15 protein-coding genes and 1 tRNA gene are annotated in these 14,841 nt (G+C 40.7%); 4 read left to right on the top strand and 12 right to left on the bottom strand.

From position 1 onward, the window contains the following. Positions 1 to 185: 185 nt before the first annotated feature. Both H6614_02005 and H6614_02000 read left to right on the top strand, forming a co-directional pair. A tRNA-OTHER gene (locus H6614_02005) sits at positions 186 to 262 on the top strand. 145 nt (positions 263 to 407) lie between these two features. Then, positions 408 to 1,814: a T9SS type A sorting domain-containing protein gene (locus tag H6614_02000; GenBank protein ID MCB9242430.1), complete on the top strand. Its 1,407-nt coding sequence runs from the start codon at positions 408 to 410 to the stop codon at positions 1,812 to 1,814. A gap of 25 nt (positions 1,815 to 1,839) precedes the next feature. Here the strand turns inward: H6614_02000 and H6614_01995 are convergent, their stop codons facing one another. Beyond that, entirely contained in the window at positions 1,840 to 2,493 is a 654-nt protein-coding gene (locus H6614_01995; protein MCB9242429.1) for a hypothetical protein, read from the bottom strand. A 150-nt stretch (positions 2,494 to 2,643) separates the two neighbouring features. Here H6614_01995 and H6614_01990 point away from each other — a divergent pair, with 150 nt between their 5' ends. Together H6614_01990 and H6614_01985 are read left to right on the top strand one after the other, a co-directional pair. Then, positions 2,644 to 3,456, top strand: a complete 813-nt coding sequence (locus H6614_01990) for a DUF3298 domain-containing protein (protein ID MCB9242428.1) — start codon at positions 2,644 to 2,646, stop codon at positions 3,454 to 3,456. Positions 3,457 to 3,508: 52 nt separating this feature from the next. Next, the gene (locus H6614_01985) at positions 3,509 to 4,303 is read left to right on the top strand and encodes a DUF3298 domain-containing protein (protein ID MCB9242427.1); all 795 of its coding nucleotides are present in this window, start codon (positions 3,509 to 3,511) and stop codon (positions 4,301 to 4,303) included. A 12-nt stretch (positions 4,304 to 4,315) separates the two neighbouring features. Here the strand turns inward: H6614_01985 and H6614_01980 are convergent, their stop codons facing one another. From H6614_01980 to folD, 11 genes are all read right to left on the bottom strand, one after another. Then, a complete protein-coding gene (locus H6614_01980; GenBank protein MCB9242426.1) occupies positions 4,316 to 4,501 on the bottom strand; it encodes a hypothetical protein in 186 nt (61 codons plus the stop codon). A gap of 67 nt (positions 4,502 to 4,568) precedes the next feature. Continuing rightward, the gene (locus tag H6614_01975; GenBank protein MCB9242425.1) at positions 4,569 to 6,044 is read right to left on the bottom strand and encodes an OmpA family protein; all 1,476 of its coding nucleotides are present in this window, start codon (positions 6,042 to 6,044) and stop codon (positions 4,569 to 4,571) included. Between the two features lie 236 nt (positions 6,045 to 6,280). Continuing rightward, positions 6,281 to 7,291, bottom strand: a complete 1,011-nt coding sequence (locus tag H6614_01970) for an NAD-dependent epimerase/dehydratase family protein (GenBank protein ID MCB9242424.1) — start codon at positions 7,289 to 7,291, stop codon at positions 6,281 to 6,283. Positions 7,292 to 7,351: 60 nt separating this feature from the next. Beyond that, on the bottom strand, positions 7,352 to 9,640 hold the full coding sequence (locus H6614_01965; protein MCB9242423.1) for a TonB-dependent receptor: 2,289 nt from the start codon (positions 9,638 to 9,640) through the stop codon (positions 7,352 to 7,354). A 53-nt stretch (positions 9,641 to 9,693) separates the two neighbouring features. Further along, complete coding sequence (locus tag H6614_01960; protein ID MCB9242422.1) at positions 9,694 to 10,206, bottom strand: hypothetical protein; 513 nt, start codon at positions 10,204 to 10,206, stop codon at positions 9,694 to 9,696. A gap of 228 nt (positions 10,207 to 10,434) precedes the next feature. Next, positions 10,435 to 10,932, bottom strand: coding sequence for a cupin domain-containing protein (locus H6614_01955; protein ID MCB9242421.1), 498 nt, complete (start codon positions 10,930 to 10,932; stop codon positions 10,435 to 10,437). After that, positions 10,932 to 12,155, bottom strand: coding sequence for a mechanosensitive ion channel (locus H6614_01950; GenBank protein MCB9242420.1), 1,224 nt, complete (start codon positions 12,153 to 12,155; stop codon positions 10,932 to 10,934). The genes H6614_01955 and H6614_01950 overlap by 1 nt, the downstream gene beginning before the upstream one ends. Positions 12,156 to 12,225: 70 nt before the next feature. Next, complete coding sequence (locus tag H6614_01945) at positions 12,226 to 12,552, bottom strand: cupin domain-containing protein (GenBank protein MCB9242419.1); 327 nt, start codon at positions 12,550 to 12,552, stop codon at positions 12,226 to 12,228. A 23-nt stretch (positions 12,553 to 12,575) separates the two neighbouring features. Then, entirely contained in the window at positions 12,576 to 13,067 is a 492-nt protein-coding gene (locus H6614_01940; protein MCB9242418.1) for a hypothetical protein, read from the bottom strand. 12 nt (positions 13,068 to 13,079) lie between these two features. Then, complete coding sequence (prmA, locus tag H6614_01935; protein MCB9242417.1) at positions 13,080 to 13,931, bottom strand: 50S ribosomal protein L11 methyltransferase; 852 nt, start codon at positions 13,929 to 13,931, stop codon at positions 13,080 to 13,082. A 14-nt stretch (positions 13,932 to 13,945) separates the two neighbouring features. After that, positions 13,946 to 14,830 (bottom strand): bifunctional methylenetetrahydrofolate dehydrogenase/methenyltetrahydrofolate cyclohydrolase FolD, encoded by an 885-nt coding sequence (gene folD, locus H6614_01930; GenBank protein MCB9242416.1) that lies wholly within the window; start codon positions 14,828 to 14,830, stop codon positions 13,946 to 13,948. Positions 14,831 to 14,841: the final 11 nt, after the last annotated feature.

Genomic DNA, 14,841 nt, shown 5'->3' with positions numbered 1-14,841 from the left:
ACAGATTTATCACATAAAATAAACTCTGCTTGATTTTGAGAAATAGGTATTGTTAGTGGTTATTAAAACATTGCAGAAAATATCTTTGAGGTAGGGTTAAAAATTTTGGGCAGCAGTTCGGGCAGCACTTTTACAAAAAACCAGTAAAACTTAGGTAAGGATAGTGACTAAATAGTTTAAAAAACGCATTTTTTAACGGTATACTACCTACCAATACCGACTCTTAATCAGTGGGTCCAAGGTTCGAGTCCTTGAGGGTGCACAAAAACAAGCATACGTACCGGGGGGTTTCGATGAACAGCATGGTCTGAACACCCGGCACACCGGTTTTATTTCACCAGACATATATTTGCACTTACCGGACGATCAGTCATTCTGTTCATAATTTCAAAAGAAAATAAAATTTTATGAACAAATACTTTATCTCCCTTTCGGTAATTCTATTAATAGTAATATCCTCGATCCCGAAACGCACCGATGCACAGCTTCTAAACGGATATAACCAGCAGCTATATACTTCCGTATTCGACGCGGCGGAGGGGGTCGCTATGCCGTTCTTGTTACAGCAAGGATACATGACACTTCCGGGTGTAACCATATACAATGACACGATGCTGATGTACAATGGCCAGGCTTACACACTGAACAACCTGTATCAGAATCCGGAATCGGGTAATCCGAACAATTATTACCTGGATCATACCCTTTACGGTCAATACCAGATAGAAATTTTCACGAACGTGTGGCACATAAATATTCCGAACGTGTTTTACAATTATATTGAGCATTCCTTTTCTTCACTGGCAGATTGCGTCGGGTATGGGACACGTGTGCTCTCTTCCGTGGGGGATACAACCGAAAACGGTAACGGTTACCTATCGCTGATAAAAATATTAAAGACTGCAAACACGACCGTGATGGCGGCAAGAGGTTTTGTTGCATCAGCATACGAGATCGGTGCTGGATTTCCCACACTTCCCGATAATAACCCGGGAAGCTGGGAGTATATATCCGGCAATGTTATTGCCGATTCGATCGATGCATACAATCACAGGCTTCACCCTTCGGTGGGGCAATATAACGGACGCGTTAAGGGCGGGTACAACTTCTCGAGAAAGGGCGACATCCTGGGATTTGCTTACGGTCCGGGTGGTGAATCTAACGGTCACTTCATGGTAATGGCTGATGACCCTTACCAGGTGAATTTCGATACACTTAACAGGATCTATCCAAACGTACCTGACACATCTATACAAAGTTTTCTTAATACCTATAATGTATGGGCAACCCCGGTGTATGACTGCTCCGGACAAAAGGCACACTTTTATGACTCACGCATATATACAAGTGGTATTGGACATGGTGTGCTCTGGATACTTACCGACCCTTCTACCAATACACCCCAAGGACTTATTTTCAAAGAGCCGGCTAGCAATACAACGCAGATATATACACAGATGCTGGACGTAAGCCATACATGGGCGATCTCTGTCGGACGTTATAACGTGGATAATGTAGGTATAGGAAATACAGGAATAAACGGACTGCCCCTAAAAGTAAACCTTGCTCAAAACTATCCAAACCCGTTTAATCCGGAAACGAAGATACGATTTGATGTACCTAAAGCCGCTAACGTCGAGCTGATTGTTTATGATGCAGGAGGAAAGGAAGTAGAAAAGCTGATAAACAACGACTTAAATGCCGGAAGCTACGAGTCTAAATGGAATGCGTCACGCTATGCCAGCGGAGTGTATTTTTATACATTAAGAACCGGGAGCATTTCGGAAACAAGGAAAATGGTTGTAATTAAATAAAAAAGGCGGGTTATCCCGCCTTTACTCATTTTTTTAAAACTCTATTCCTATCAGCCCAGTAAGCCCATAATACGATGAGCCATTGAAGCTGTCCTACCCAGGCTATTGCAGTGACATTGGGAGGCGGCGGACCCGTCATATTAGATCCGTGGATAACAACAAGAAATATTATCATCGACCAGAATGCAAAGATACCCCTTTTATTCTTTGGCTTTGTGACATTCACATATAATACCAGCCCCAATAAAAACACCAGCGATTCAATAACTATTTCGATAATAGCATTATTCCATAGTCCCAATCCCACCATTGCCGATCCCCACGGGAAAAGCGGCAGATCCGGACGGTGAACAAAAAAATCCAGCACCCAGTGACTTATAACCAGTAATCCCAGAATTACAGAGTTCTTCAGATCCTTCCTTATAATAAAATACACGAGTCCAAAAATAAAACCCCAGACACATGACATCAGCAGGCTGTGAGATATTGGATATGAAGTAAAATCCAACGGGGTCAAGACGGTATTGTCCGGATCGATCTTTACAGTTTCCCATCCCAGCAAGAGGAAGGTCGGCCAGAGGAGATCCAAAAACTGGCATGCCATAAATAGCGTACCAAGAGATACTTTTGGAGCGGCTTTTTTGGCACCAAGCCCTACTCCAAAGTGTCCTATAAACATATCAATTGATTTATTTTGATTTAAAAAACTACTTTTAATTTACTCCAATATCAATAATGAAATACTCCTTATCGATTATCCATTTGAATAACCATTCCAACTTCCGTATTTTTGTATAACGCCGCATTTTCTCAACTTAAAGATTCCATCATGAAATACTCATCAATTACATTCGTTTTATTACTTGCCTTTATTTTCTATTCCTGCGGGCAAAAGAAAGAAAATGATGCACAAAACAACGGGGATACTAAGACAGAAACATCATCAGCTCCTAAATTCGAGGAAAAGGTTTTATTCCAGAGCTATAACGGATGCAAGGAGAATTCAGACAGCTGTTCGTATATAAAGATCACTTATGATGAAATGACTGCGGGAAAAAGCATGAACGCGGTTAATTTACAGATTAACACCATACTTCTCACAACCATGTATCCGCTTGGCGACAGCACATACGGATCCTTGGACGCGATGATGAACGGGTTTATAAAGGATTACGAAACTACAAAGAAAGAGATTCCCGATATGCCGGGAAGCTGGTATCTGAATGCAACAATGAAAGATACTACCGGTACCGAAAAAATATTGAGTTTCAGGCAAAACTTCGACATGTTCACGGGTGGGGCTCACCCCTCATATTTTGAATATTACTATAATTTTAATGCTGAGACCGGTGATTCTATCACATTGAATGACATATTCAACCCGGGATATGAGAAACAACTTACTGACTTGGTCGTCGCAAAATTCCGTAAAGACCAAAATCTCCCCGCAGATAAGCCTCTCACAGATGCAGGACTATTTGCTGATTCACTTACTTTCAATAACAACTTCCTGCTCACAAAGGAAGGTATAACTTTTCATTATAATATCTATGAGATCTGGGCTTATGTATATGGACCGGCGGAAGTGTTTATTCCCTATGCTGACCTAAAAGCCATATTAAAGGAAAACGGGATATACTAGATTGAAACAATTTGCATTCTGATGCATTTAAGATTTATAATTTTAAAAATATATGAGAAAAATCCAATCATTTTTAATTTGTTGTTTATTAGTTCTTTTTGCCGGAAGCGCGCTTTCACAGGACGGTAAAGAGCCGCCATACGGCATTAAGTATGAAACCAAGACGCTCAAAAGAACGCTCCAAGGGTGCGATACGACCTCCAGTAACTGTCCTGAATTTGACCTTACTTATGTCTGGATGACCGAGGGAAAAAACAAGGATCTGTTTAATGGATATGCAAAGAACGTAATACTGAATGATATATTCAGGATGGAGGATACAAAATACAATACGATAGAAGAAATGGCAGACGGGTTTATCGACGAGTTCGTGAAATTCCAGAAGGAATATCCCGATGTCCCGCCGGTAGGATGGTACTTGGATGCAAGCTACCAAAACTTAAATGAGCTTTCACAGGTAGTAAGTTTCGAGCTCGGGTATGAAATGTATACAGGAGGGGCTCACCCTGTTCATTACCTTACTTATTACAATTATGATTACAATACAGGTAAGCCGGTTCAGCTCAAGGATATTTTCGTGCACGGCTTTGAGAAGAAACTTAATCAACTGGTCGATAAAGCATTCCGCAAGGAAAATGATCTCGAACCAAACCAGCCATTAACCGACGCAGACATGTTCGAGGATCATATCGAGTATAATGACAATTTTTTATTAACACCTCAGGGGATCTATTTCTTTTATAATATCTATGAGATAAAGCCTTACGCGGCAGGTACTACAGAACTTCTCGTACCATATAGTGATCTGATAGACCTGATAGACGAAAATGGTCTAGGAATATACTAATAAAGGACCCTCCTAAACGGAGGGTTTCTTTTCAAAACCATACGGACAATTCCTGCATCCGTTTTCACAGCAATAACCCCTTTTCAATAAATATTCCGAGGTAAAAACATACCTTCCCAGCTCGTCTATATAATAATCCTCGCCTTCGATCAACTTATAGTCGTCAGGCAGCCTGCTTTTCTTTTCATTGTCATTCATATACAAAAATAAAAAAGCCCGCCGGTAATTTAAAGGCGGGCTTTAGTAAGCTAATTAAGCTTAAATATTATCTAATTCTCTTAAACTCAATTCTTCTGTTTTTGAGTTTATTTTCAGGAGTATCGTTCGGAGCAATCGGTTTATCTTCACCGTAACCAACAGTTTCAATTCTGTCACCGTTGATTCCATGTTCTACCAGCCATTGTTTTACCGAATTAGCTCTGTCCTGTGAAAGCTGTTGGTTGTATGAATCACTACCATCGCTGTCAGTGTGACCGCTGATCTCAACAACTATTTCAGGATTATCTTCCATAGTTTTAAGAGCACCTGTTCTTAAGATCTCTTCGGAATCCATTGTAATTGTTGCCTTGCCTTTTTCAAAGTTAATTCCTTCAAGGATAATTACCGTTCCAATTTCGATCTTTTCTACGTCGTCAGCAGGATTCAGAGGATCGGTTCCCCTTCTTACTTCCGTGCCGTCATCGACACCACCTGCATCGGTATCTCTATTCAGTGGATTGGTCCTGTATGTTAAAACTTCTTCTCCGTCTGTAAGAGTATCACCGTCACTGTCTCTGTTTAGAGGATCAGTGGCATATTCTCTTACTTCGGCACCATCACTGAGTCCGTCTCCGTCAGTATCGGCGTTGTTAGGATTGGTTGCGTAAGTATTCACTTCTTCACCATCCCTTAATCCGTCACCATCGGTATCAGGATTGAGCGGGTTAGTGCTGTAAGTTCTTACTTCTTCACCGTCTTTTAGACCATCACCGTCAGTATCAGGATTGAGAGGATCGGTCTTGTAAGCATTAACTTCTTCGCCGTCCTTTAGTCCGTCACCGTCGGTGTCAGGATTGTTTGGATCGGTACCGATCTGCTCTTCGTAATCATCAGTCAAGCCGTCCCTGTCTGTATCAGTAGGACCACTGCTTCCTGTCAGAGTAAGACCGACATTCAAATACGTATAGCAGTCTTTAAAATTATCTACTACAAAATAGTTCAGGTTATCTGTAAATGTATACGCCACACCTAAATTGACGTCAAACAGAGCCTGCTTACCTAACTTAAATTCCATACCAATACCGGCAGGAATAAAGCCTGTCCAGCCGCTTTGGGTTGGACCTTGCCCTGAAGGTGCCGCAACGTTAACGGAAGTAGTATCCGTTACGTCGTAATGCATAACTCCACCGCCAATGTAAAAATATGGATTAACTGTTTTGAACTTGAAAGGTTCGATTCTCAATCTTAGATCGATTGGAATCAACTGAGTGGTGAACTCTTCGTCAGCCGGATTGTAAGTTCCGTCACTTCCTTTTATCCTTACGAAACCTCCTCCAATTTCCAGATCAAAGTATCTGCCCAATTCAATAGCTATAAAACCTCTGCCGTTGAAAGAGAAACCTCTATCGTCGAATTCGGAGAAGAATAATGCCGGACCAAATTGCAAGCCCCCTTTAACTTTATAACCTTTAAATTGGGCCTGGGATGGTAAAGAAACTACTGCTGTAATAAGAAAAAGTAGAAGAAGAAATTTCTTTTTCATTCAAAATCCCCCTTTTGGATTTATTAAATTATTGCTTAATCTTTAAAAATTAGTAAAACAAATATAATGAATAAAATAAAGAAAAACAAAAAAAAATAAGTAGTTAGCCTTATAATAACGCAGTTGTTTTACTAATAAATGAAGGGGAATTTAATAATTCCTTAATTGATTTGTAATATTGGCGAGATTAAATAATTAAATATTCTTGTATTAAATAGTTCAAAGTTTGCGCAAATTTATAGCTTTTCCGCTTCGGATTTATACTTTTCTAATATCTTTTTTTCTTTTTCCGGATCGATCCCGGCGCGCAATTTTGTTTGTTTTGGACGGCTGGAATCCCATTTAAAAGTGTCCTTTATCGTGTTTTCCAATGAGGTAAATTTCAATCCATTCACCAAAGCTTTATTGATATTTATCCTTCCCAGGCCGTGAAACTCCTTTACAGAGTCGGGTGCCCATGCCGGCATTTCGGACCATGGCGAAACTTCATTTTCTTCGAGTGATTTTTCGTCTATCCATACCAGATCGGCATCCGGATTACATATAGCTCGGCATGTCTCCAGGAATTGTCCCATCGTCAGTAAATGATCGGGTCCTGTCCCGCTGTAAAGTCCGGGTTCTCCGTCCAATGCCATTTTGACAGACCATCTTGCCAGATCCCTCACATCGATAAATTGTACTGGAGTATTCCCATTTCCGGGACATAAGACACTTCCGCCCTTACCTATCCTGTTCACCCAGTAAGTAAATCTATCGGACGGATCATTTGGGCCAACAATAAGCCCCGACCTTATATTAATATATCCATCGGGGAATATTCTTTTCACTTCATGTTCGCATAATACTTTCAATGGACCATAAGTCTCCATTGTCATTTCATCCATCGATGCGCCTTCGGGAAGTTGCGCTTCAGGATAAGATTCGTCTATTCCTGCTTCCTCAACATCCCTAAATGCATTTATACTCGAAATAAAAACATACCTCTTAACCGAATCTTTCAATGTCTCGGCGGTATTACGCACATCACCCGGGACATACCCGCAAGTATCGATTACAGCATCCCATTCCCTGCCGGCAAGCATACCATAATCTGTTTTCCTGTCTCCTTTGATCTTTTCAACATCCGGAAATAACTCCGGGTTGTGCTGACCTCTGTTAAATAATGTAACTTCATGTCCTTCGCTTAGCGCATACTCTACAATATGTCTGCCAAGAAAAACTGTACCGCCAATTACCAATAATTTCATGTTGTGAATTTTTTATTAAATGATACGTCGGAGTAAACGAAAAGATTCGGAGAGCAGTTTTTAAAACTGAATATTTACACCTGAATTAAAATTCCTGTTTGGAGCCTGGATGCGTTCCAGCTCCTGGTAAGACTCATCCAGGATGTTATTAGCTCCGATAAAGATCGAGAAATTGCTTGTAAGTTGTTTGCTGAGTTTTGCATTAAGTAGGAAATAATCCTGAGGCTCTTCATATCTATAGAATATCACCTCTTCTACTTTGCTGAGATACCTGCCGTAAATATTTAGATTAAATCCGTAGTAATCGAAATTTGTGGTGAAGTTCAGATTATTCTTTGGTTTGTATGGAAGCAGGTCGTCTGCTCTATCGGGTGATGTATCCTTCGCGTCCATATATGTATAACCTACATTAAAATAGTATCCGAACGGCTCACCAGAAACATTTAATGTGGAGTTATAGTCAATATAAAACTCAAATCCCTTTATCTCTGCATCCGCAACATTTTGTACCTGGAACGGTCCGTAAACCCCAGTTCCAATATTACGGTATTGTATTAGATTATCGTACAGATTGTAAAAAACCGCCGCATCAAACGTAAACCTGTTCCTGAACTGCTTTCTTAATCCAAATTCAATTGAATACATTTCTTCGGGCTTGAGATCGGGATTATATACAAAATCAAAACCACCGAATAGCTCTTTTTTGAAATATAGCTCCGCTATCGATGGCGCTCTGAATGCTCTCCCCCCCAGCAATCTGAACGACGTATTGCTCAACACCCCGGAAGATACCTCCGGTGTATAGAGAAATGATATCTTCGGACTTACCTGGAATGACTCAATTCCCGATACAACAAGATTATAATCTAATCTTGCGCCGAGTGTAGTGCTTAATACCGGGTTAGAGAACTTGTCTGTTATGAGATCTATTTTATCCTGCGCAAAGATTCCGAAATTATTCATCTGCTGGTCACCATAGAGTATATCCGCAGGCTGCGATCTTACAATATTCCATTGCGCATCCAGCCCTGCAATCAAGTAATTAGACTTCCCGATCTGCATATCGAATTGTGATATATTACCGAAGTTATATGAATCTATATAGGTATCCAGTCCCTGCCCGGAAGGAGCGAACTGTCGCGATACGGGATTATTGGGATTATAGAAAGAATTACTGTTCAATCCGTAATAATAAAATCTTGTGCTGTATTTAGATTTTGTATTCGGGAAGGCCCGGTAGTAAACGTCGAAGCTCTGCGTCTGCTTATCGATCTCATCGCCAAGATAATAAGTCGCAACCTTGTAAGGCTGTGATGACGTACTCCAATAATGAGGATATCCGCTCTTGGAATTCGTATACTGAAGGGAGACCTCAAGGTCACGGTTATCTATTACATCGTATGTGAATTTAGAATTAATTCCGTAAAACTCGTAATCAGTCTGCTGTGCATGCCCGTCACTTTGCTTATAGTCTAGATTAAATAAATACGAAAACTTTCCGATCGTATTGCTGTGGAGAACGTCAGCTCCGGTATATGTGAGCAGATCATTGGAAAATCTCTGGCTATTTGGGAGCTTCTCATAAAATCCATAGTTGAGATTTACATACAGGGAGGGCTTATAAGTCGGTTTCTTTGTTATGACGTTAACCACTCCCCCAATCGCGCTCGACCCGTAGAGAGAAGAAAACGCCCCCTTAACTACTTCCGTCCGCTCTATCATCGAAATAGGTATCAGCGACCATAGCGCTCCCTTTGAATCGCCCGTAAGCGAAGGTCTTCCGTCCAGCAGAAGCAGTACCCTATTACCTATGCCACCTCCCGCCACATCGGATGAGCCCCTTATGGAAAGTGAACTAACATTTATACCACTGCTCCTATTCACTGTAACACCCTGTACTCCCTCCATTATATTATCGAACGTGAGGAAGTTCTTTTGCTTAATTTCGTCTGATTCTACAAGGTTGATCGAAGAAGGTGTCTGCTGTAGGGTTAGCTCTACTTTTGACGAAGTGACATTAACCTTTTCCGTTTCTATCTGAGCGGGTGAGAGGAATATATTGAATGTCTTCTTTTTACCGTCCTCAATTAATATGCGGAAAGATTGCGAAACGTATCCTATTCTGTTCGATGAGATATTGTACAGACCTGCCGGTACATCTGCAAACGCATAATTCCCTGAGATGTCCGTCTCGGTTTTTATAAAACTCTTAGTATCCGCGTTCTCGAGCGTAACCGTTGCGGAAGCTATCACCTCCTTTGAATCATCATCGACTACAAGCCCCGACAGCGACCCAACCTCCTGGCAATATGCGGATGAGATTAGCGGGCAATTAATAAGAGCTGTCATAAAACAAACGACAGCTCCCTTATAAAAATATTTCAGATCTATGATCAAACGTATTAATAGATTTTATTCGTTGTATCTGCCCATGACAGAAAGTTTACATCTGTCACACCGGCGTTATTCACAATTGAGATCCTCTGCGGATCAAGGAAGCATGTCGAGCCCCATACAGCGCGCGCAGTATCGCATCCATATACGCCCATGATCGGACTTTGACCGCCTGTATCTTTTCTAAATCCAACTGCTACTACATAATCTCCGTCTGGTACACCTGATAAGCTATAAAAAGCCTCATACTTGCCATTTACGAATATTAACTCTAGCGTGTCATTTACAGTTGGTGGTCCAAACCAATACGTCGGTGGATTCGACGGGTTTGGAAATACACCTATATCATAATAACCGCCGGAAGTTATGCGGTTCGTGTCAACAAAAGTTATCTTCCCGCTGATTGTATTGTTTGCAGGTGTAATAATTATCGTATCACCCTCATTACAACTGTAAACACTGAATACAATAGCCAGAATAAAAAGAACAACTGAAAATCTTTGTAAAAGATTCTTTTCCATTTCCTTATAGTTAGTTTGTAGTAATGTTTTATAATTTTATCTTCACATTACAAAAATACGAGTAATCGAATCGTATTTAAATGCAAAGTTTTAATGTGAGCAAAATCACGTAATTTTATCCTTATTAAGACTCAGTATAAATAAGATACTTAATATTTTTTTCCTTTCAAATACAAAATACACGGCACTATAATTCTAAAATACGAAATTTCGGGATGCTTAGTTACCTCAGGTTAGTCTTTGAATGATATCACTATGATCGGGAAATTCCTTTTGAAGAGTATCTCTTTCAGCCAGCTCAAAATCCTCGAAGTGGAAGCCGGGTGCAACAGTGCATCCTACAAGCGAGTATGAATCTTTATTGTTTACTTCCGCACCAAACCATTCGCCGTGAGGAACAGCAAACTGTAACTGTTCACCTGCATCATGATTTCTGCCGAGCACTGTCGATTTTAATTCACCGGTCCTTGTAATCCTGTGAACCGTTACAGGCGATCCCTCATAAAAATGCCATACCTCATCCGATTTTATACGGTGAAACTTGGATACCTGCTCACCAACCAGCAGAAAGTATATCGATGTGCTGTGCGATCTGTCTCCGCCAAATCTCTCCGGCAAATGTTCACCGCTGTATGATTCTTCAGATCTGTAAACTTCTTTGAAGTAACCGCCTTCGGGATGGGGTTTCATTTGTAACTTATCGATCCAGTACTCGGGATTCTTCATTATGATATCTCCAGGTCAAAATTTTTAGCGGCAAAAAGAACGTGATTAAATACGTCGGCTTGTATCTCTTCATATGTCACCCAGTCTGTCGTATTAGTGAATGCATACAGTTCGACAGGCATTGCATTGCCTTCGGGCGGTAATTGCCTCACGGTATGTATAAGATTTTTTTGTATGTGCTCATGGTTACATAAATAAGAATTCATGTAGTGTCGTAACAGTTCGAGGTTTGTTATATGTACCCCTTTAATTGGTTCCGGTACTCCGCCTTCACTGCTATTGAATGCTTCAATTTCAGCCTTCCTTTTATCTATATAATCCTTCATATAATGCACGTCATAATATTTTTTGAGCATTTCATTATCACAGATCTTTATACTGTGAAGATTTATTTTCACTGCCCTTTTGAGCCTTCTTCCTCCGGCTTCAGCCATCCCTCGCCAGTTTTTAAAAGATTCGGAAACGAGTTTATATGTCGGTACCGTTACAAATGTATTATCAAAATTCCGCACTTTCACTGTTCCAATGGAAATATCTTTTACCACGCCGTCGGCACCAACCGAAGGCATTTCTATCCAGTCACCAATCCTAATAAGGTCGTTCGCGGATATTTGAAGCACCGCAACAATTCCCAGTATTGTATCCTTAAATATCAAAAGTATGATAGCCGAAAATGCTCCAAATGCCGTTAGGAAATATACCGGCGATTCATCGAGCAGTATCGCCAGTATTATTATCCCGGCAGTTATGTAAAAGACCACCCTTAAAGTCTGAAAGTAACCGTCGAGCGGTTTATGTTTAAAGACTTCTCCTCTTGATGCTAACTTTTGAAGCGGTATGATAACACCGTTTATGGATGTAAGAACAGCAATAACTATATAAATATCTGCCATCTTTTGAAATGCTGGAATGACATCCGGCAGGTCATCAAAAATAAATGGGATCGAATAACTGATTATTAATGCGGGTATTATGTGCGCAAGAGGTTTATATACCTTTGCAGAAAAAAATGCATCATCCCAGAGATTCTTTGTCTTACCCGAAATTGATTTGAGGATCCGTCGAAAGAGCTTAACTGTGAGGAAGTAAAATATAAAACATATTATGCCGAGGAAAACAAAATTTATCAGTAGAGCCAGATATACTTCAACGTCTGCGGGAACTCCAATACTTAGTAACCAATTGTCCAGCCACCTATCAAAAAGGTCATCAAGATAAAACATTGGTTATTTTTTAATTAGAATGGTCGATAATAATTTACAGTAATTTGATTTCTTTTCAAATGAATAAAATTCATTCACCTTCTTCTGTAAAATTCCCATGAAATGCCAGCCATAAACATTCCGGTTCACTGCTTGTCATTTCGACTCTATGCTTTGTACCGGCGGAAATAAAAACATAATCTCCTCTATTTAAATCGACATCATTGCCACCTTCGAAAGACAGCTTTGCATTCCCCTGCAAAAGCACCACCCATTCATCTCTATCCTGCTCAAGCCATTTACCTTCGGGTGTTGACTGCCCTGTCGAGACTATCCTCTCGACGAGAGTACCTCCCAAAGCAAAGAGTTCGTCGAACTTTTCATACTTAGAACTGCCATCCACGTCATATTCAAAAATATTTCCGTCGGGTTTTCCCAATGTTACCTGTTTTCATAAGTAGATGTAACCTCGAGGAATACCGGAGCGCCCGATTCGACGCGATTCTTCCTCTGTCCAATCATTGTTCCCTTGCCTGTAATACCAAGGTATTTCCCTTTACCGCCAATGTATGTTATCTCGGTATCAAAGACCGTCTTTTTTTCATCCGGGTATTCGAGTGCCGTACCAACCGCTTTTAATGTGATCTCGGACTCATCGGTAAATTCTATCACATAATAACCCGTAAATCCGCCGTTGCCGTCGGTATAATCAAATATAAAGTATGCTGTCAGTACCGCGACACCTTCATCGAAATATCCGAGTCCCGTTCCTTTGGCTACACCGACCGTATGCCCTTCATCATCACCTACAACATAGGACTGTGTTTCTATTATCTGGTGTGTGAGTTTGAAATTAAGATCTTTTACTTGCGCTGAAGCAGTTCCTGCATAAATAAATACTACCGCAATAATTAGTAAAAACTTCTTTGTCATATTATATATATTTTAATTTGTTGTATGTGTTGCAAAAATTCCCAGCCATTCGTCCTGGTGCAGTATCTTTTTTATCTTAAACCCGCCATTTATCAATGTCCCTGTAATGGATTTTTCTTCACCAAGCAGAACTCCGGAAATAAAGAGCTTACCTTCCGGGGCAAGCTTCTCTTTTATTGACAGGATATTATCTTCTATTACACTTCTAATAATATTAGCGCAAATAATATCGAAATTCCCTTCCTTTACTTCCGTTATATTACACTCCTGGAAAGACACCTTCTCTTCCACTCCGTTTATTTTCACATACTCCTTTGAATTTTCCATTGCTTCAGGATCAATGTCTATCGCAATAGCTTTGCTTAAGCCGAGTTTTATTCCCGCTATAGAAAGGATCGCCGTACCGCAGCCATAATCGAGCATTGTCTTTTCGTTCCCGCTCATATACCTGCTCATCATCTCCAGCATTAGCTGGGTCGTCGAATTATGTCCTGTACCAAATGACATCTTAGGGTCTATCTCGATGAGTATCTTCCCTTCAGGGTCTGTTACTTCATGTTTATTAAATGAAGAGTGGATCACTATCCGGTCATCTATGTAAACCGGCTTGATCGATTTCTCCCATTCATCATTCCAATCCTTATCCTCGAACCTGCTTACCTTAAAATCCCCCTTCTTGATAAGCCTCTTCTTCACGAGCTCCTCATGGAGATTCTCTATCAGTCCCCAGTCCTCCTTTGGCATATAGAATTTCAATGAACTTTCCTCTTCGAGGATGCTCTGTATCCCAAAAATATATAAAATGCTGTTTATTCCTTCAAAGTTTTCCCGCGGTGATTTTATTTCTATTTCGAAATAACTCATATGGGAGGTTTTTTTTATGAGGGATATATAGTTCCTTTTGCGGATTCGAGAGTATTTTTCATCAACATCGCGATCGTCATCGGTCCTACTCCTCCCGGTACCGGGGTTATCTTACTGCAAATAGGCAGACATGCATCAAAGTCCACGTCGCCAACCAGCCGATATCCGGATTTCTTTGAACTGTCTTCCACACGGTTGATACCTACATCGATAATAACTACTCCTTCCTTTATCATGTCGGCGGTTACAAAATTAGCGCGTCCGATAGCCGCTATCAATATATCCGCATTTTTAGCGTGCGCTTTAAGGTCTTTCGTCGCGCTGTGGCACACGGTTACGGTCGAGTTGAATTCTTTTCTAAGCAAAAGATTCGCAACGGGCTTACCGACAATGTTGCTTCTGCCGATTACAACTACGTCCTTTCCTTTAGTATCCACACCGCTCCTGCTAAGTAGCTCGGTGATACCGTATGGTGTACATGAAATGAACGCGTTTGTTCCAATCGCCATTCTCCCTATATTCTGAGGATGAAATCCGTCCACGTCTTTTTTGTAGTTTATGGCCTCTATAACTTTTTCTTCATCGATATGTTTTGGAAGAGGAAGTTGTACCAGTATACCGTGAATGGAATCGTCGTGATTGTGTTTATCAATTAAAGCAAGTAATTCTTCCTCAGTCGTCTCCACAGGAAGCTTGTTAGTAACTGAATGAAAACCGAGCTCTTCACACGCTTTGCCTTTGCTCCTCACATATACTACTGAAGCCGGATCTTCTCCTACCAGCACAAACGCAAGCCCCGGCGTTATGCCTCGCTCCGATTTTAACTTTTCCGTTTCAGCTTTTATTTCTTCCTTTATCTGTGTTGAGATCAGTTTACCGTCTATCAGCTTTTCCTGCATAAATTTGTGTA

It is taken from the genome of Ignavibacteriales bacterium (assembly GCA_020635255.1).
In the GTDB taxonomy this organism is placed as follows: Bacteria; Bacteroidota; Ignavibacteria; order Tepidaquicellales; family Tepidaquicellaceae; genus JAEYVS01.
This window is presented reverse-complemented; position numbering and strand designations above follow the sequence as displayed.

Excerpts from the sequence above, each read along its gene's own strand:
- H6614_02000 (MCB9242430.1), top strand. The coding sequence starts at position 408 with ATGAACAAATACTTTATCTCCCTTTCGGTAATTCTATTAATAGTAATA.
- H6614_01995 (MCB9242429.1), bottom strand. The coding sequence starts at position 2,493 with ATGTTTATAGGACACTTTGGAGTAGGGCTTGGTGCCAAAAAAGCCGCT.
- H6614_01990 (MCB9242428.1), top strand. The coding sequence starts at position 2,644 with ATGAAATACTCATCAATTACATTCGTTTTATTACTTGCCTTTATTTTC.
- H6614_01985 (MCB9242427.1), top strand. The coding sequence starts at position 3,509 with ATGAGAAAAATCCAATCATTTTTAATTTGTTGTTTATTAGTTCTTTTT.
- H6614_01980 (MCB9242426.1), bottom strand. The coding sequence starts at position 4,501 with ATGAATGACAATGAAAAGAAAAGCAGGCTGCCTGACGACTATAAGTTG.
- H6614_01975 (MCB9242425.1), bottom strand. The coding sequence starts at position 6,044 with ATGAAAAAGAAATTTCTTCTTCTACTTTTTCTTATTACAGCAGTAGTT.
- H6614_01970 (MCB9242424.1), bottom strand. The coding sequence starts at position 7,291 with ATGAAATTATTGGTAATTGGCGGTACAGTTTTTCTTGGCAGACATATT.
- H6614_01965 (MCB9242423.1), bottom strand. The coding sequence starts at position 9,640 with ATGACAGCTCTTATTAATTGCCCGCTAATCTCATCCGCATATTGCCAG.
- H6614_01960 (MCB9242422.1), bottom strand. The coding sequence starts at position 10,206 with ATGGAAAAGAATCTTTTACAAAGATTTTCAGTTGTTCTTTTTATTCTG.
- H6614_01955 (MCB9242421.1), bottom strand. The coding sequence starts at position 10,932 with ATGAAGAATCCCGAGTACTGGATCGATAAGTTACAAATGAAACCCCAT.
- H6614_01950 (MCB9242420.1), bottom strand. The coding sequence starts at position 12,155 with ATGTTTTATCTTGATGACCTTTTTGATAGGTGGCTGGACAATTGGTTA.
- H6614_01940 (MCB9242418.1), bottom strand. The coding sequence starts at position 13,067 with ATGACAAAGAAGTTTTTACTAATTATTGCGGTAGTATTTATTTATGCA.
- prmA (MCB9242417.1), bottom strand. The coding sequence starts at position 13,931 with ATGAGTTATTTCGAAATAGAAATAAAATCACCGCGGGAAAACTTTGAA.
- folD (MCB9242416.1), bottom strand. The coding sequence starts at position 14,830 with ATGCAGGAAAAGCTGATAGACGGTAAACTGATCTCAACACAGATAAAG.